The 16,105-nt window shown below is 71.0% G+C and carries 15 protein-coding genes; 9 read left to right on the top strand and 6 right to left on the bottom strand.

Translation table 11 applies throughout. The features are described 5' to 3' along the window. Positions 1–175: 175 nt before the first annotated feature. The 5 genes from P8T65_RS14315 to P8T65_RS14335 all read left to right on the top strand — a co-directional run bounded on the left by P8T65_RS14315 (position 176) and on the right by P8T65_RS14335 (position 5,473). On the top strand, positions 176–1,114 hold the full coding sequence (locus P8T65_RS14315) for a cellulose-binding protein (RefSeq protein ID WP_013000631.1): 939 nt from the start codon (positions 176–178) through the stop codon (positions 1,112–1,114). Between the two features lie 266 nt (positions 1,115–1,380). Continuing rightward, the gene (locus tag P8T65_RS14320) at positions 1,381–2,349 is read left to right on the top strand and encodes an ATP-binding cassette domain-containing protein (protein WP_316725782.1); all 969 of its coding nucleotides are present in this window, start codon (positions 1,381–1,383) and stop codon (positions 2,347–2,349) included. A 2-nt stretch (positions 2,350–2,351) separates the two neighbouring features. Beyond that, complete coding sequence (locus P8T65_RS14325; RefSeq protein ID WP_316725783.1) at positions 2,352–3,122, top strand: ABC transporter permease; 771 nt, start codon at positions 2,352–2,354, stop codon at positions 3,120–3,122. 198 nt (positions 3,123–3,320) lie between these two features. Further along, positions 3,321–4,610: an ABC transporter ATP-binding protein gene (locus P8T65_RS14330; protein ID WP_316725784.1), complete on the top strand. Its 1,290-nt coding sequence runs from the start codon at positions 3,321–3,323 to the stop codon at positions 4,608–4,610. Continuing rightward, complete coding sequence (locus P8T65_RS14335; RefSeq protein ID WP_316725785.1) at positions 4,607–5,473, top strand: ABC transporter permease subunit; 867 nt, start codon at positions 4,607–4,609, stop codon at positions 5,471–5,473. Before P8T65_RS14330 ends, P8T65_RS14335 begins: the two co-directional genes overlap by 4 nt. Positions 5,474–5,503: 30 nt before the next feature. Here P8T65_RS14335 and P8T65_RS14340 read toward each other — a convergent pair whose 3' ends face one another. Further along, positions 5,504–5,854 carry an ATP/GTP-binding protein gene (locus P8T65_RS14340; RefSeq protein WP_316725786.1) on the bottom strand — a complete coding sequence of 117 codons (351 nt, stop codon included), beginning with the start codon at positions 5,852–5,854 and terminating at the stop codon, positions 5,504–5,506. 221 nt (positions 5,855–6,075) lie between these two features. Here P8T65_RS14340 and P8T65_RS14345 point away from each other — a divergent pair, with 221 nt between their 5' ends. Continuing rightward, entirely contained in the window at positions 6,076–7,104 is a 1,029-nt protein-coding gene (locus P8T65_RS14345) for an LLM class flavin-dependent oxidoreductase (protein WP_316725787.1), read from the top strand. Positions 7,105–7,183: 79 nt separating this feature from the next. On the opposite strand, the gene P8T65_RS14350 is transcribed toward P8T65_RS14345, so the two are convergent. Beyond that, positions 7,184–7,576, bottom strand: coding sequence for an SCO5389 family protein (locus P8T65_RS14350; RefSeq protein WP_316725788.1), 393 nt, complete (start codon positions 7,574–7,576; stop codon positions 7,184–7,186). A gap of 395 nt (positions 7,577–7,971) precedes the next feature. Here P8T65_RS14350 and nucS point away from each other — a divergent pair, with 395 nt between their 5' ends. Beyond that, positions 7,972–8,643 (top strand): endonuclease NucS, encoded by a 672-nt coding sequence (nucS, locus tag P8T65_RS14355; protein WP_184899481.1) that lies wholly within the window; start codon positions 7,972–7,974, stop codon positions 8,641–8,643. Between the two features lie 527 nt (positions 8,644–9,170). Here the strand turns inward: nucS and P8T65_RS14360 are convergent. Beyond that, positions 9,171–9,791 carry a MerR family transcriptional regulator gene (locus P8T65_RS14360; protein ID WP_316725789.1) on the bottom strand — a complete coding sequence of 207 codons (621 nt, stop codon included), beginning with the start codon at positions 9,789–9,791 and terminating at the stop codon, positions 9,171–9,173. Between the two features lie 90 nt (positions 9,792–9,881). Between P8T65_RS14360 and P8T65_RS14365 the strand changes: the two genes are divergently transcribed. Next, a complete protein-coding gene (locus P8T65_RS14365) occupies positions 9,882–10,286 on the top strand; it encodes a DUF3291 domain-containing protein (RefSeq protein WP_316731585.1) in 405 nt (134 codons plus the stop codon). Positions 10,287–10,488: 202 nt separating this feature from the next. Here the strand turns inward: P8T65_RS14365 and P8T65_RS14370 are convergent, their stop codons facing one another. The 3 genes from P8T65_RS14370 to P8T65_RS14380 form a co-directional block, all read right to left on the bottom strand. Continuing rightward, positions 10,489–13,143, bottom strand: a complete 2,655-nt coding sequence (locus P8T65_RS14370; RefSeq protein ID WP_316725790.1) for an ATP-binding protein — start codon at positions 13,141–13,143, stop codon at positions 10,489–10,491. 327 nt (positions 13,144–13,470) lie between these two features. Further along, positions 13,471–13,794: an STAS domain-containing protein gene (locus P8T65_RS14375; RefSeq protein WP_316725791.1), complete on the bottom strand. Its 324-nt coding sequence runs from the start codon at positions 13,792–13,794 to the stop codon at positions 13,471–13,473. A gap of 199 nt (positions 13,795–13,993) precedes the next feature. After that, complete coding sequence (locus P8T65_RS14380) at positions 13,994–14,842, bottom strand: 3-hydroxyacyl-CoA dehydrogenase family protein (RefSeq protein WP_316725792.1); 849 nt, start codon at positions 14,840–14,842, stop codon at positions 13,994–13,996. Positions 14,843–15,519: 677 nt separating this feature from the next. Here P8T65_RS14380 and P8T65_RS14385 point away from each other — a divergent pair. Next, positions 15,520–16,092: a cob(I)yrinic acid a,c-diamide adenosyltransferase gene (locus tag P8T65_RS14385; protein WP_184899471.1), complete on the top strand. Its 573-nt coding sequence runs from the start codon at positions 15,520–15,522 to the stop codon at positions 16,090–16,092. Positions 16,093–16,105 lie beyond the last annotated feature (13 nt).

Consider the following 16,105-nt stretch of genomic DNA (forward strand, 5'->3'; position numbering starts at 1 on the left):
TGTGCCGTCTGTGCTTTCAGGGCCTTTACGCAAAGTTTCTGGCAAGTATTTCGATGGTCGGCCACTCAAAAGGGGTGTCATTCTCCAGATCAAACGTGCATCTGCTCGATGACACGCCGCTTCGCCCCCTAGGATTCCACCTATCACCTCACCGGTCTCATTCGACAGGAACCCCATGAGCGACACTTCCCCCTACGGCTTCGAGCTTGTGCGGCGTGGATACGACCGCGCTCAGGTGGACGAACGTATCTCCAAGCTCGTCTCCGACCGTGACTCCGCTCTCGCCCGCATCACCGCTCTGGAGAAGCGCATCGAGGAGCTCCACCTCGAGACGCAGAACGCCCAGGCGGCGGTGACCGACGCCGAGCCGTCCTACGCCGGTCTCGGCGCGCGCGTCGAGAAGATCCTCCGCCTCGCCGAGGAGGAGGCGAAGGACCTGCGCGAGGAGGCCCGCCGCGCCGCCGAGCAGCACCGTGAGCTCGCCGAGTCGGCGGCCCAGCAGGTGCGCAACGACGCGGAGTCCTTCTCCGCGGAGCGCAAGGCCAAGGCCGAGGACGAGGGCGTCCGGATCGTCGAGAAGGCCAAGAGCGACGCTTCGCAGCTGCGTGCCGAGGCGCAGAAGGACGCGCAGTCCAAGCGCGAGGAGGCGGACGCCCTCTTCGAGGAGACCCGTGCGAAGGCCGCGCAGGCCGCCGCCGACTTCGAGACGAACCTCGCCAAGCGCCGCGAGCAGTCCGAGCGCGACCTGGCGTCGCGTCAGCAGAAGGCCGAGAAGCGTCTCGCGGAGATCGAGCACCGCGCGGAGCAGCTGCGGCTGGAGGCCGAGAAGCTGCGCACCGACGCCGAGCGCCGTGCCCGCCAGACGGTGGAGACCGCGCAGCGTCAGGCCGAGGACATCGTCGCGGACGCGAACGCCAAGGCGGACCGGATCCGTTCGGAATCCGAGCGCGAGCTGGCGGCGCTCACCAACCGCCGCGACTCGATCAACGCCCAGCTGACGAACGTGCGCGAGATGCTGGCGACCCTCACGGGTGCGGCGGTCGCCGCCGCGGGCACGCCGGTCACCGACGACGAGCCGATCTCCCGCGGGGTTCCGGCCCAGCAGTCCCGGTAACACGGTCGCCTGACGGCCACGGCCGGAAGAGGCACCTTCGGGCCCGCGTCTCCCCTCCGGGGGGCGCGGGCCTTTGGTGTTCGGGGGTGGTGACGGGCGCCGCCCAGCCGTGATGGCGATGCCCAAGAGCTCGGGGGCTTCTGTTGTCGCGCGGCTGACGGCCGTACGTGGCTGGTCGCGCAGTTCCCCACGGCCCTTGTGGGGGCTGGACCGTGGTCATCAGTACTCCGGTGGCAGGGGTTCTGCGGCCGTTTTAGCGTGACCGCATGATCGAGCTCGACGGGCTGACCAAGCGGTATGGCGAGAAGGTCGCGGTGAACAATCTGACTTTCGCCGTGCGGCCCGGACTCGTGACCGGTTTTCTCGGGCCGAACGGCGCCGGGAAATCGACGACGATGCGCATGATCCTGGGGCTCGACCGCCCGACGGCCGGGGACGTCCGGATCGACGGCACGCACTACGACCGCCTGAGGGACCCTCTGACGTACATCGGCGCGCTCCTGGACGCAAAGGCCATGCACGGCGGCCGCAGCGCCTTCAACCATCTGCTGTGCCTCGCGCAGAGCAACGGGATCCCCAGGGCCCGCGTGCACGAGGTGCTGGACACGGTCGGACTGACGTCGGTGGCGCGGAAGAAGGCGAAGGGGTTCTCGCTGGGGATGGGACAGCGGCTCGGCATCGCCGGCGCGCTGCTCGGCGACCCGCGGATCCTGATGTTCGACGAGCCCGTCAACGGCCTCGACCCCGAGGGCATCCACTGGATCCGCAACCTGATGAAGTCCCTCGCGGCCCAGGGCCGGACCGTGTTCGTGTCGTCGCACCTGATGAGCGAGATGGCGCTGACCGCCGACCACCTCGTGGTGATCGGACAGGGCCGGCTCCTCGCCGACACCTCCATGGCTCTGTTCATCCAGCAGAACTCACGGTCGTACGTGCGGATCCGCACCCCGCAGCACGAACAGTTGCTCGACGCTCTGCACACCGTCGGTGTCATGGTCGTGCAGACGGGCGACGGAGCCCTGGAGGTGGACGGCGGGAAATCGGAGCAGATCGGCGAACTGGCCGGCCGGCACGGCATCGTGCTGCACGAGCTGAGCCCCCGACAGGCGTCACTGGAGGAGGCGTTCATGCGGCTGACCGCCGAGTCGGTGGAGTACCACGCGCACGACGGCACCCCGGTGGCGAGCCCGTCGCCCGCCCCCGCCTGGGGCGCCGGCTGGAAGCGGGAGGGCTGACCATGGCCGCCGTCCAGGTCGTCCGCTCGGAGTGGACCAAGATCCGTTCGGTGGCGTCCACGGTGTGGACGCTGTCGCTGGCCGGGCTCGTCACCGCCGCGCTCGGCGTGCTGATCTCCCTGCTGTCGAAGAACGAGTTCGACAATCTGAGCCGCGACGACCGGCTCTCGTTCGACCCCACCTTCATCAGCTTCGCGGGCATGGCCCTCGGCCAGCTGGCGATGATCGTGTTCGGCGTGCTGGTGGTGTCGAACGAGTACAGCACCGGCATGATCCGGACCTCGCTCGCCGCCGTGCCGCAGCGCGGCACCTTCCTCTTCAGCAAGATCGCGGTGGCCACCGCACCAGCTTTCGCGGTGGGGCTCGTGACCAGCTTCGTGACGTTCTTCCTGGGGCAGGCGATGCTCGGCCCGTACCGGGCCGAGATCGGCGATCCGGGTGTGCTGCGCGCGGTCTTCGGCGGCGGGCTCTACATGACCCTGATCGCGGTGTTCTCGATGGGCGTCGCGGCGATGCTGCGCAGCCCGATGCTGTCGCTCGGCATCCTGATGCCGTTCTTCTTCCTGATCTCCAACATCCTCGGCAACGTCGGTGCCACCGAGAAGGTCGGCCGCTACCTCCCCGACCAAGCCGGCAGCAAGATCATGCAGGTGGTCACCCCGGTGGACGACGACACCCCGTACGGGCCCTGGGGCGGTCTCGCCGTCATGGCGCTGTGGGTGGCCGCGGCCCTGCTCGGCGGATATCTGACACTGAAGCGACGCGACGCGTGATCAGGCGATCAGGCGATCAGGCGTCTGACCAGCGGTTACGTACATGCCAAAGCAACCGGCCCGTGACCTGCGAGGTTTTGCTTCCTCTTGGGCGGAACCGTCAGCGCACCGATAAGCTCCTAATCCTTACGGGGGCGTGCGCCCCGACGTCCTGAGACGAGTCCGAGACGTCACGAAACCGTTCGATGGGTGCGGAGCATGATCGAGGCAGTCGGCCTGACGAAGCGCTATGGCGCCAAGACGGCCGTGTACAACCTTTCCTTCCAGGTGCGGCCAGGGGCCGTCACCGGCTTCCTGGGCCCCAATGGCTCGGGCAAGTCGACGACGATGCGCATGATCCTCGGCCTGGACAATCCCACTTCCGGGCAGGTGACGATCGGCGGCTACCCGTACCGCAAGCTGCCGAACGCGGCCCGCCAGGTCGGCGCGCTCCTCGACGCCAAGGCGGTGCACGGCGGCCGGCACGCCCGCAACCACCTGCTGTCCCTGGCCCAGCTGTCGGGCATCCCGGCCCGCCGGGTGGACGAGGTGCTCGGTGTCGTCGGCCTGCAGGACGTGGCCAAGAAGCGCTCCAACGGCTTCTCCCTCGGCATGGGCCAGCGGCTCGGCATCGCCGCCGCCCTGCTCGGCGACCCCCAGGTGCTGCTCTTCGACGAGCCGGTCAACGGCCTCGACCCCGAGGGCATCCTCTGGGTGCGCAACCTGATGAAGGCGCTCGCCGCCGAGGGCCGCACGGTCTTCGTCTCCTCGCACCTGATGAGCGAGATGGCCCTGACCGCCGACCACCTGATCGTGATCGGGCGCGGGCAGCTGCTCTCCGACATGAGCATCAAGGACTTCATCTCGGCGAACTCCGCCGACTTCGCGCGCGTCCGCACCCCGGACAGCGAACCGCAGCAGCGCGAGAAGCTGACGGCGGCGCTGACCGAGGCGGGGGGCCAAGTGCTGCCCGAGCAGGACGGGGCACTGCGTGTCATGGGTCTGCCGCTCCCCCGGATCAGCGACCTCGCGCACGGCGCCGATGTACGGCTGTGGGAGCTGTCGCCGCACCAGGCCTCGCTGGAGGAGGCGTACATGCGGATGACGCAGGGCGCCGTCGACTACCGCTCGACGACCGACCAGAAGGCAGGCCTGCAGCAGCCCCTGCCGCCCGGCGCGCAGCCGCCGATGCCGGTACCCGGACAGGGCCAGCCGGGCTGGTACGCGCCTCCGGCACCGCAGCAGGGCGGCCAGCCGTACGCGCCGCAGGGCCACCCGGCGCCGCAGGGCCAGCCGCCGGCCGGTCCCTACGGTGCTCCGGCGCCCGGGGCGCCCGCGTCGGCGCCCGCGCAGCCCCAGCCGAACCCGTACGCCCAGTCCGCGCCCCCGGCCGCGCCCCAGGCACCCGCGCAGCCCGCCGCCGCGCCGACCCCGGCGTCGGCCCCCTCCCCCGCACCCGCGGCCCCCGCGCCCGCCGCCGACCTGACGAAGTCCGAGGACGCCCGATGAGCACGCCCCAGCCGCACCTCGCGCAGCAGCCGCCCGCCCCCGCCTGGCAGGGCGCGCCGGGCACTTCGTACACCTCACCGATCCCGATCGTGCGCACCCACCTCGGGCACGCGATCTCCTCCGAGTGGACGAAGATCAAGTCGGTCCGCTCGACGCTGTGGACGCTGGGCGTCTTCGTCGTCCTGGTGGTCGGCCTCGGTCTGCTCTTCGCCATGATCGCCGCCTCCACGGACATGAACCTGGAGGGCGAGTCACCGCTGGGCCTCGGTCTGTTCGGACTGATGATCGGCAGCGTCTGCGTCATCACGCTCGGGGTGCTGACCACCGCGTCCGAGTACGGCACGGGGATGATCCGGACCACGATGACGGCCTGCCCGAGCCGGGGCCGGGTGCTGTTCGCGAAGGCCATCGTGTTCTTCGCGCTCACCTTCACCGTCACCCTGGTCACCACCGCGTTCGTCGGCTTCGCCCAGGTGGCGATCCTGGAGGGCAGCGGCGTGGCGAGCCCCGACGGCGAGGAGTGGTTCAAGGCCACGGTCGGCGTGAGTCTCTTCCTCGCGCTCTTCGGACTGCTGTCGCTGCTGATGGGCTCGCTGATCCGGCACTCCGCCGGCGCGATCACCATCATGCTCGGTGTCTTCCTCGCGCCGCTGGTCATCGCGATCTTCATGTTCTCGGAGTCGCTGAGGGACGTGCAGGAGTTCCTGCTGGAGTACTCGATCCCGAGTCAGCTCAGCGTCTTCTACGGTGCGGAGATCAGCCAGTCCGGCCCGTCGGGCTGGGACCCGCTGTGGATCATGCTCGCCCTGGTGGCGGCCGGGTTCGTCGGCGCGTACGCCCTGCTGGAGAAGCGGGACGTCTGACCGAGGACGACGACGGGAGTCCGCGAGGTGTCAGAACCTCGGCGCGTTACGGGACCGCTGCACCCGCGAGGTACGGCGGTCCTTCGCGTTCCAGCAGGCCTTGTGCCAGTGCCGGCGCTCGTCGACGCCCGAGTGCTCGGGCCAGGCGACGACGTGCGGCACCCCCGAGGGGATCATCTGGTCGCAGCCGGGGCAGCGGTAGGTCTTGCCGGCCGCGCTCGCGCCCGCCACATGGCGCACGCTCCACTCCTCGCCCCGCCAGGGCTCGCTGGTCTGCCAGCCGCCGTACCGGCCCGCCCGGTCCTCCTCCGCACTGCGGCCTGACGGACCCGACAGCCCCGACGAGGCATTGTCCTTGGGGCGGTTGCGACGCGGGGACACGGGACACCTCACGGGGCTATACAGGGAGCAGGGTTGGTGTCCAGCCTACGCGGGCCCGGTGGGGGTACGCGTACGTCGCCAATCCCCTCAGAACGCCCTCCGCCCGGCGCATTCTGCAGACAATCCGCAAATCTCGTCGCCAGGCCGTGTCTTCGGCACGTGTCACGGGGTTATGCCGGTGGGGGAGCTCCCGAGTCGGAGCCGAGGAAGCAGGAAGAGCGATGCACGTAGGAACATTTGTACTGGGCGCCCAGTTCCCCGGCCAAGGCCAGGGGGAGGCGCTCCACCGGGCGGTACGGACCGCGGAAGTGGCCGACGAGGCGGGCCTGGACGCGGTCTGGCTGGCCGAGCACCACTTCGTGCCGTACGGCACCTGTCCGTCGGCGATCACGCTCGCCGCGTTGCTGCTGGGGCGCACCCGGCGCATCCGGGTCGGCACGGCGGTCAGCGTACTGCCCACCACGCACCCCGTGGCCCTGGGCGAACAGGCCGCGCTGCTGCACGTGACCTCCGGGGGGCGCTTCTCCCTGGGCGTCGGGCGCGGCGGGCCGTGGGTCGATCTGGAGGTGTTCGGCTCCGGTCTCGAGGCGTACGAGAAGGGCTTCCCGGAATCACTCGATCTGCTCATGCGCTGGCTGCGTGAGCCCTTGGTGTCGGCATCGGGGGAACGATTCAGCTTCCGTGAGGTCCCGGTCGTCCCGAGGCCCGCGGAGGACCTGGACGAGACCCCGGGTCCGGAGGTCGTCGTCGCCTGCACCTCACCGACGAGCGTGAAACTGGCGGCCGAGCGCGGTCTTTCGATGCTCCTCGGCATGCACGTCGGGGACGAGGAGAAGGCGGAGATGGTCGCGCTGTGGCGCACCTGCGCCCGGGCGGCGGGCCGTTCGCCGGAGGAGATCTCCGGCGCGGCCCATGTCTCGGCCGGCGTCTGCCAGATCGCGGACCGGCGCACCGACGCCGTGGAGGCGCTCACCAAGGCGATGCCGGGCTGGCTGAAGCAGGGCCTCGACGCGCATGTGACCGTCGACGGCCGCGCCCGCGCGATGCGGGACCCGCTGTCCTACACCGAACTCCTCTGCGGGCTGCACCCGGTGGGCACCCCACGGCTGTGCGCCGACCGGCTCGCGGCGACGAGCGAGCGGACGGGCATCTCCCGCTTCGCCCTGCTCGTCGAGGGCTCCGGCGATCTGGCGGCGACGGAGGAGAACGTACGGCGACTCGGTGCCGAGGTGCTGCCTCACCTCGGCTGAGCCACTGCGGAGAGCTTGCCGCCCCGGTTACCGATGCACCTCCCGCAATGGGAGCGGCAAGCTGTGGCGCGTCATGCCCTCAGCAGTCCCGGAGTTCCGGGGACTGGTTGAGGAGCTGGCCGCGGATCGAGGTGAAGCGGGCCAGCCTGTCGTCCGCGGACGGGTCCAGTGGGAACACCGCCACCCGGTGGCAGTTCTGGAAGGCCAGCCGTACACCGAAGTGCCGCTGCAGCGCGCCGCGAATCGCGTCACTGGCGAGCGCGCGCAGCAACTGCCCGCGCGCCTGCTCGTCCGGCGGGGGCGTCTGGTTGTCGGCGAACTCTCCGCCGTCGACCTTCAGCTGGGCCACCAGGGAGCTGATCATCTCCCACGCGTAAGGCAGGGAGGTCCGGACGCAGTCGACGAAGGCGGCTTCGTCGACCTCGCCTCGCTCGGCCTGTTCGAGTAGGGCCGGTGAGACGTCGAGCGACATGGGTACTCCTCTCGCACCCCCACGACAACAGGGGTTGACGGACAAGGGCGGAGATCGGGTCGGCGACCACGCAGAGTGCACGCTTCGCGACCTCCAGTTTCTACGGTAGGCAACCGAACGTGACCGCACCAGGAGATTGCGCGCACCGACTGGGCGTGTGACGCACACAATCAGCCAATGCCGAACAGGAGTTGACAGCGGCACATGCCGGGGGACGACGAAGGCCCACGTGAGAGACGGGAGGACGTGACGGTGCGCGACAGGCGCCGGGCGGGGACGCCGGGCCTGTCGAGCGGTGCCCGCCGGGGCGCGCCGGCAAAGGAGGGAACTCGGGCGCGGGCTGTTGCGGCGGTCGAATCGCGCGCACCCGTCGGCGTCGAGTAGCGTTGCCGACCATGCGTCTCGTCATTGCCCGCTGCTCCGTCGACTACGCGGGCCGGCTCACCGCCCATCTCCCCTCGGCCCCCCGCCTGATCCTGGTGAAGGCGGACGGCAGCGTCTCGATCCACGCGGACGACCGGGCCTACAAGCCCCTCAACTGGATGTCGCCGCCCTGCACCCTGAAGGAGGGTTCCGGGGACGAGCAGGGCGTCTGGACCGTCATCAACAAGGCGGGCGAGAAGCTCATCATCACGATGGAGGAGGTCCTCCACGACTCCTCGCACGAGCTGGGTGTCGACCCCGGGCTGATCAAGGACGGCGTCGAGGCGCACCTCCAGGAACTCCTCGCCGACCGCATCGAGACCCTCGGCGAGGGCTACACGCTCATCCGCCGCGAGTACATGACGGCCATCGGCCCCGTCGACATCCTGTGCCGGGACGCCGACGGCGCGACCGTGGCGGTGGAGATCAAGCGGCGCGGTGAGATCGACGGCGTGGAGCAACTCACGCGTTATCTGGAGCTGTTGAACCGCGACCCGCATCTGGCGCCGGTCCGCGGCATCTTCGCCGCCCAGGAGATCAAGCCCCAGGCCCGCGTCCTCGCCACCGACCGCGGCATCGGCTGCGCGGTCCTCGACTACGACGCCCTGCGCGGCATCGAGGACGACAAACTGCGTCTGTTCTAGGCCCTGTCGTCACATTCCCGTCGTCGCCCGAAGGGCGGCCCCGCGGCGTCGTGGGGGTACCTCCCGGTCGAGCGCAGCCGAGACCGGGGGAGCGCGCTCTCGGCGTGCCGGGCACTGACCGGCGTACCGGACGTACTCGGGTCAGTGCCCGGTACGTCGAGAGCGCGTGCATGGCGTCGCGGGGCAGGCGGGAATGTGACGACAGGGCCTAGGAGACCGCTGAAGATCTTGCTCTGGCCGCCCGACTCACCCTGGATTGCCGGTAAATGTCAATCACCATCAAGTAGGGCAAGCCGGGCGCATTTTCAAGATCTTCAGGACGCTTCTAGAGGCGGTCGCCGACGCCGCCGCCCGGGGAACGGCCGACGGGCCCTGAGGCCCCCGTCGGGGCCCACGCCGGCCCCGGGTGAAGCTGTGCGGCGGGTACTTCCCTTCCGATCAGCAGTTCCACGACCAGATCGGCTCGCACGGGGCCGGGTTCCCCTCCGTCCACGAGCCGGCGCCCAACTGCTCCGCGGGCTGGGGGTCTAGTCGCCGGCGTACCGGCGGGCCGACTCGTTCTCCTGGGCCATGCGCCGTAGCGCCAGCAGCGCGGGCTCCAGGAGGACGGTCAGCAGCAGGGCACGCTCGGCGGCCTCCAACGGGTCCTCGATCCCGTCGAGTTGGTCGAGGTCGAGGGTCGCCGTGCGCTCCGCGAGGCGGGCGTACGGCAGCAGCACCTGCCAGTCGAGCGGGGCGCCCAGGGTGCGCAGCGTGGACAGGGTCTCGGCGAGGACCGCGCGGGCGGGGGCGGCCTCGTGCACGTTCCAGCCCAGTTCCTCGACCAGGGCGTCGACGTTCCCGGTCTCGGAGGGGGCCTCGGCGGACTCCTCCGCAAGCCTGATGGCCCCGAGGGCCAGCCCCAGTTGGAGGTGGGTGTCCCCGGCGTGCTCCGCCAGGGCGCCCAGGAGCTCCCGGGTGGTGCTGACGGACAGCCCCCGGACCCCGATCAGCGCACGGATCAGCCGAAGCCTGCGCACATGGCTCTCGTCGTACTCGGCCTGCGTCGCCGAGATCTGCCGCCCGGCCGGGAGCAACCCCTCACGAAGGTAGTACTTGATCGTCGCGACGGAGACTCCGCTGCGGCGGCTCAGCTCGGAGATACGCATCGGTCGTCCCCCGCACTAGAAGTTGGATACCTTCACTGTCTAACATAGATAGTGAAGGTATCCAACATCTCCCCGGAGAGGGCCACAGCCATGCCCACCCTGCGCTGGACCACGGTCAGCACCCCCGCACCGGACACCGAGGCGTTCGTCATGGCCTCCCGGCTGGAGGTCCGCTCGTTCAAGGACGTACCGCGCTTCTTCCTCCAGTCCCTGTCCGCGTGGAAGCAGGTCTCCCGCGCTCCTGGTGCCTACGGCGCCTCCCTGATCGCCGAGCCCCTGAAGCGCACGTTCTGGACGCTGTCGGCGTGGGAGGACAAGGACGCGCTCTACGAGTACGCGAGGACCGAACCGCACCGGTCGATCATGATCGGCCTCCGGCCCACGATGAAGGACTCGGTCTTCACCTTCTGGCGGGCCCCCGTGGCCGAGCTGCCCATCCCCTGGTCGGACGCCCGCCGCCGCCTCGCCGAGGAGCAGGCGCGGAGCCGTTCCTGATCACCGGTCCCTGATCTCCATCGGCCAAGCCTTCGGCGCCCCTTCCGCCAGGAGAGACCCCGACCCGCGAGGCCCGGAGGCCGCAACCGGGAGGCCCGGTGGCCGTACCCGCGCTCCTGTAGCCGTACCCGCGAGGCGGCGCGGAGGCCGGCCCCACCCGCGAGAACGTATCGCTCACGCGGGTCACGAGGGGCCCTTGCCGTCAGGCCACCGTGCCGTCGGGCGAGTCGGCCGGGGCCCCCGCCGCCGTGGTCGACTCGACGGGCCCGCCGGAGGTCGACGCACTGGCGCTGTTGGTGTCGTCCGGCGGTGGGTCCTCGGTTCCGCCCCCGCTCGGTGTGGGCGTGGGGGTGGGCGTGGGGGTCGGCGTGGGGGTCGGGGTCGACGAGGGCGACTCCGACCCGTCATCGGTCTCGGACGGCGTCGGCTTCGGCTTCGGCGAGGTCTTCGACGGGGACGGCGTCGGCTTGCCCGACGGCCCCTTCGTCCCGCTCGGGTCGTCCGACGGCCCCGCCGTGTCGGTCGGTGTCGGGTCGTCCGACGTGCCGTAGGTGCCGTCGGGGCCCGGGTCCGTCGGTTCGGGCAGGGCGCCCGGGGTGTCGTCCTCGTCCCCGGCCTTGGGGCGGTCCGCGACGAGACCACCATCGTCGGTGCCCTCGCTGGCGGACGGGTTGACGCCGACCCGCTCGGCCGGGGTGTCGCCGTTGCGGTCGGAGGTCGCGCCGAGGGTCACGACGGTGCCCAGCACGGCCGCGAGGAGCGCACCGGCACCCGCCGCGACCAGGTTGCGCCGGGCACCGCCGACAAGGCCCTTGAGGCTGCTCAGCCGGTGCGCGGGCGACGTGGAGCCCACCCGCTGGGTGACGAGCGTCGTGTCCTTGGCCGCCGGCGCCGAGACGGCTTTGCCGTTCCCGGCCGCGCCCGATCCCCACGCCCCCGATCCGGTCGGCGTACCGAAACCGGTCCCGTTCGACGCCGTGGCCCCGTGGCCGACCGCGCCGAGGCCCGCCGTACCGAGTCCCGCGCCGGTCGAGCCGGGCGGCGGGTACGCGGACGGCACGCCCCCGGGCGGTGAGGCCGACTCCTCGTGACGGGCGTCCGGCACCTCCTCCCCCGCCGCCGTGCGCCCGCCGGGCGGTGTCGCCCCGGAGCGGTCGGCGACCAGGGCGAGGGCCCGGCGTCCGGCGACGGTGCCGCGCTTGTCGGCGAGGACGTTGCGCAGCCCGATGGAGGCCTCCAGCTCCGCCCGGGCCCGCTCCAACTGCCCGGAGCAGAGCGCGAGGACGCCCAGCTCGTGGTGGAAGTAGGCCTGCTCGCCGGTCTCACCGGCGAGACCGGCGGCCTCCGCGCCGGCCCGCAGCGAACGCTCCCAGGCGGTCCAGAGCAGCCCGGCGGCGAACGCGGGCGCCGCCTGCCGGGCCAGCACCACGGCGGCGCTCTCCTCGTCCTCGCCGGGCGGCACCGTCGTCGGCACGAGCGCGGTGAGGGCGGCCAGGACGGCGTCCGCCTCGGCCGAGACCCGCTCGGGGGTGACCGAGGGGTGCCCGGCCCACCAGGCGTAGTGCTGGGCGGCGGTGTGGGCGCGCGCCTCCGTGTCGTCGGCGTACCCGGCGGCCTCCAGCTGCGTCCGCACCCCGGCGGCGAGCCGGTAGCGGGCGCCGACAGGTGTCACCAGGGCGCAGCCGACCAGCTCGCCGAGGGCGGCGTCGGCGTGGGTGTCGCCCACCAGGGCGGGCAGGTGGGCCTGGTGCGGGATCTCGCCGCCGAGCGCGACGGCGAACCTGAGGGTCTCGCGGGCCGAGGCGCTCAGCCGGGAGGCGAGCAGCGCGGCGGGCGCGGCCCCCTCGGCGAGCGACGGCAGGGGCAGGTCGTGTCCGTCCGGGACGGCGTCGACGGGCAGGTCGACGGGCGGTGCCTCCTGGAAGACCCCGAACTCGTCGACGGCGTCCGCGCCGGCCCGCTGCCGGTCCCGCTGCCTGAGCAGCGCGCCGGCCTGGGTGAAGCGCAGCGGCAGGCCCTCGGACTCGAACCAGAGGTCACCGGCCCAGTTCGCCTCGTCCTCGGTGAGCGGCCGTCCGACAACACGCTCCAGGAGCTGTTCGCTGCCGGCGCGGTCGAAGCCGCCGAGGAGGATCTCCTCCAGGGGCGCGTCGTTGGAGGGCAGCGGGATGCCGGGGGTGGCAGCGATCAGGAAGGCGCACTCGGGGGTGGCGTCGAGCAGTTCGTCGAGCGCGATCCCGCCGAACTCCAGGTCGTCCAGGACGACGACCGCGCCGATGTCCTTCACGATGTCGAGGATCTGCTGCCGGGCGGGCCGGAACAGGGGTGTGCTGTACACGGCTGCGAACAGGTCGTACAGCAGGTCGTCGACCGTGCGCCGGAAACCGCTCAGCCGGACGACGCCGTCGGGGGCCAGATCCGCGCAGTCCTGGGCGACCGCGTCGAGGAGCGTGGTGCGACCGGAGCCGGGGGCTCCGGTGAGGCGCACGGAGCGGCCGCGCGCGAGCAGCCGTACGAGCCGTGCTCTCTCCTCGTCGCGGTGGAGCAGGGGCAGCTGGGGCAGCGAGGGGCCCGGGGGCACCGGCGGCCGGCCGGCGCGGTCGAGAGCGGCACGCTCGGCGGGTGTGTGTTTCACGGGCTGACCAGGCAGTTCGCCCGGTGGGCAGTTCTCTATCTCGCTGCCGTCGACGGGGTTGACGGTGAGCAGGAAGTCGCCCGAGACGAGCTGGACGGTGCGGGCGAGCGCCGGCGCGTGCCGGTCGAAGTCCTGCGTCAGCGCGTCCCGTGGCGGACGCTTGCTCGGCGCCTGTCCGTCGTCATGGCCGTGCTCTGCGGGTCCCCGGTTGTTCGGGTCCATCGGTCCTAGCCCCCCAAAAGCGTCTCGTGTGCTGGAGCCCCTCCCGGCCGTGTCGCACACCGCGCTGTCGCTTCTGGTCCGGAACCCGCTCGAGGGTAGCTGGCAGCGGGCAGCCGAACCCTAAACCTTCGCACAGTATCTCCGACAGTCCGGGGTCCCGCGCCGTCCGAGACATCACAGTCTCGTGAGGATTGCGAGCGTGGTGCGTTTCGCCCTCATGGTCCGCTCTGGTCCATCAGGTCTCATGACCCCCATGACGACCGGAGGGGCCAGGCCGAACGGATGTCCCGCACACACGGAGCCATACGTACGAACCCGCACACGCGTTCACACGCGGGGCAATGACTCCAGACCGATTCCGCCCTCGATCGCGAGGATGCGGTGCAGCCGGGTGGCCACGAGCAGCCGCTGCATCTGCGGCGGCACATCGCGCAGCACGAGCCGCCGTCCGCACCGTCCCGCCCGCCGGTGGGCTCCCATGATCACCCCGAGTCCGGTGGCGTCCCAGGAGTCCAGCTCTGACAGGTCGAGCACCAGGTCGCCGACGCCGTCGTCGACGGCCGAGTGCAGGACCGTACGGGCGTCCGCCGCGCTGCGTACGTCGAGGCGGCCCCCGACGACCAGCTCGGCGTGGTCGCCCCTGATGTACATAAGCGCTCCCCGTGAGTGCGTCTCGTACTCCGTGATGTGGGTGATGCAACGTCTGACGGCGTTTGACACCGACAGGTTGCCGTCTGTGAGCGAACCGATACCGAATTCACCTCAAGGGGTGAACCCGGAGAGGCTCATGCGTTCACATGCGTGGGAGGGGCCGCCCGTGACGCGTGGGCCGGCGTCAGCCGGATCCGCGTCAGTAGGTGTAGAAGCCCTGCCCGCTCTTGCGTCCGATGTCACCGGCGTCCACCATCCGGCGCATCAGCTCCGGCGGGGCGAACTTCTCGTCCTGCGACTCGGTGTAGATGTTGCTGGTGGCGTGCAACAGGATGTCGACGCCCGTCAGATCGGCCGTGGCCAGGGGCCCCATCGCGTGGCCGAAGCCCAGCTTGCAGGCGAGGTCGATGTCCTCGGCGGTGGCGACGCCCGACTCGTACAGCTTCGCCGCCTCGACGACGAGGGCGGAGATGAGACGGGTCGTCACGAACCCGGCGACGTCACGGTTGACGACGATGCAGGTCTTGCCGACCGACTCGGCGAACTCCCGCGCGGTGGCGAGCGCCTCGTCACTCGTCTTGTAGCCGCGCACCAGTTCGCAGAGCTGCATCATCGGCACCGGCGAGAAGAAGTGGACGCCGACGACCCGCTCGGGCCGCTCGGTGGCCGCCGCGATCTTGGTGATCGGGATGGCGGAGGTGTTCGAGGCGAGCACGGTGTCCTCGCGGACGACCTTGTCGAGCGCCCGGAAGATCTCGTGCTTCACCTCCAGCTTCTCGAAGACGGCCTCGACGACGATGTCCGCGTCGGCCGCCGCGTCGAGGTCGGTGGTGGCGGTGATCCGCCCCAGCGCCGCCTCGGCGTCCCCGGCCGCCAACTTCCCCTTGCTCACGAACTTGTCGTACGACGCCTCGATGCCGCCGATGCCACGGTTGAGCGCCTCGTCGGTGACGTCGCGCAGAACGACGTCCCAGCCCGCCTGCGCGGACACCTGGGCGATCCCGGACCCCATGAGTCCGGCTCCGATCACGGCGAGCTTCCGTGCCACTGTGCGACTCCCCTGGTACACGCTGTTGATGTGTTGCCTCTCCGGCGGACACTAGCGCCCGTGAGGGGCCGTGTGACCGCTTAGTAACGCGAGTCACGTCTCAACAGACGGACATCACACCGGCGGCACCCACGCGAAGGGGCATGCGGCGCAGTTGAGCACCTCCTCGCCCAACAGCCCCTCCACGCCACCCAGGAGAAGAAGCACCCCTCGGGGCACTTCGCCCGAATTGTTCCCAGGGTGTCTCTCGCGCCCCAATCCGGCCATCACCGTCCGCTGGACCCAGGCGATCTGACCGGCGATCAGCGAGAGAGACGAGTCGTGGACGGGATCCCTTCCGCGGGGCGGGCGCCTCGCCGGACCGTCGTCGGCGGGGTCCGTTCCGCGGGCCCGACGCCTCGCCGGACCGTCGTCGGGCAGGGTCCGGTCGTGGCGGTCGACATCGAGCGCGCTCCCGCCCCCCGGCACGGCGGCTCGATCGACGCCGCACCCAGGAGACCTCGTGACTCCTCCTCGGCCCACCGCTCACCGATGTCCCGCCGGGTCTCGCCGCCCCTCGCCCCCTGGTTGCCCGAGGGCGGACGGGCGACGTCCCGGCGGCCCCCTCCCCACGACGACCTCCGTGACAGTGGGCACACAGGTCGTCCGGACGGCCGGGGCGTAACTACGCTGGTCACATGGTCAATCTGACGCGCATCTACACCAGGACCGGCGACCAGGGCACCACCAACCTCGGCGACATGAGCCGGGTGCCCAAGACCGATCCGCGGATCTCGGCGTACGCGGACGCCAACGAGGCCAACGCGGCGATCGGGACGGCGATCGCGCTGGGCGGGCTGGACGAGGAGGTCGTCAAGGTCCTCGTACGGGTACAGAACGATCTGTTCGACGTGGGTGCCGACCTCTCCACGCCCGTCGTCGAGAACCCCGAGTTCCCGCCCCTGCGGGTCGAGCAGTTCTACATCGACAAGCTGGAGGCGGACTGCGACCGCTTCAACGGGGAGCTGGAGAAGCTGCGCTCCTTCATCCTGCCCGGCGGCACCCCCGGCGCGGCCCTGCTGCACCAGGCCTGCACGGTGGTCCGGCGCGCCGAGCGCTCGACCTGGGCCGCGCTGGAGGATCACGCCGACGCGATGAACCCCCTCACCGCGACCTACCTCAACCGCCTCTCCGACCTCCTGTTCATCCTCGCGAGGACGGCGAACAAGGAGGTCGGAGACGTGCTGTGGGTCCCGGGCGGCGACCGGTAGTCACTCCCGGGCC

The sequence above is a fragment of the Streptomyces sp. 11x1 genome, from assembly GCF_032598905.1.
GTDB lineage: Bacteria > Actinomycetota > Actinomycetes > Streptomycetales > Streptomycetaceae > Streptomyces.

Coding starts and splice junctions, on each gene's coding strand:
- P8T65_RS14375 (WP_316725791.1), bottom strand. CDS start 13,794: ATGTACATCAGGGGCGACCACGCCGAGCTGGTCGTCGGGGGCCGCCTC.
- P8T65_RS14360 (WP_316725789.1), bottom strand. CDS start 9,791: ATGCGTATCTCCGAGCTGAGCCGCCGCAGCGGAGTCTCCGTCGCGACG.
- P8T65_RS14330 (WP_316725784.1), top strand. CDS start 3,321: ATGATCGAGGCAGTCGGCCTGACGAAGCGCTATGGCGCCAAGACGGCC.
- P8T65_RS14370 (WP_316725790.1), bottom strand. CDS start 13,143: ATGGACCCGAACAACCGGGGACCCGCAGAGCACGGCCATGACGACGGA.
- P8T65_RS14350 (WP_316725788.1), bottom strand. CDS start 7,576: ATGTCGCTCGACGTCTCACCGGCCCTACTCGAACAGGCCGAGCGAGGC.
- P8T65_RS14325 (WP_316725783.1), top strand. CDS start 2,352: ATGGCCGCCGTCCAGGTCGTCCGCTCGGAGTGGACCAAGATCCGTTCG.
- nucS (WP_184899481.1), top strand. CDS start 7,972: ATGCGTCTCGTCATTGCCCGCTGCTCCGTCGACTACGCGGGCCGGCTC.
- P8T65_RS14365 (WP_316731585.1), top strand. CDS start 9,882: ATGCCCACCCTGCGCTGGACCACGGTCAGCACCCCCGCACCGGACACC.
- P8T65_RS14320 (WP_316725782.1), top strand. CDS start 1,381: ATGATCGAGCTCGACGGGCTGACCAAGCGGTATGGCGAGAAGGTCGCG.
- P8T65_RS14385 (WP_184899471.1), top strand. CDS start 15,520: ATGGTCAATCTGACGCGCATCTACACCAGGACCGGCGACCAGGGCACC.
- P8T65_RS14315 (WP_013000631.1), top strand. CDS start 176: ATGAGCGACACTTCCCCCTACGGCTTCGAGCTTGTGCGGCGTGGATAC.
- P8T65_RS14345 (WP_316725787.1), top strand. CDS start 6,076: ATGCACGTAGGAACATTTGTACTGGGCGCCCAGTTCCCCGGCCAAGGC.
- P8T65_RS14335 (WP_316725785.1), top strand. CDS start 4,607: ATGAGCACGCCCCAGCCGCACCTCGCGCAGCAGCCGCCCGCCCCCGCC.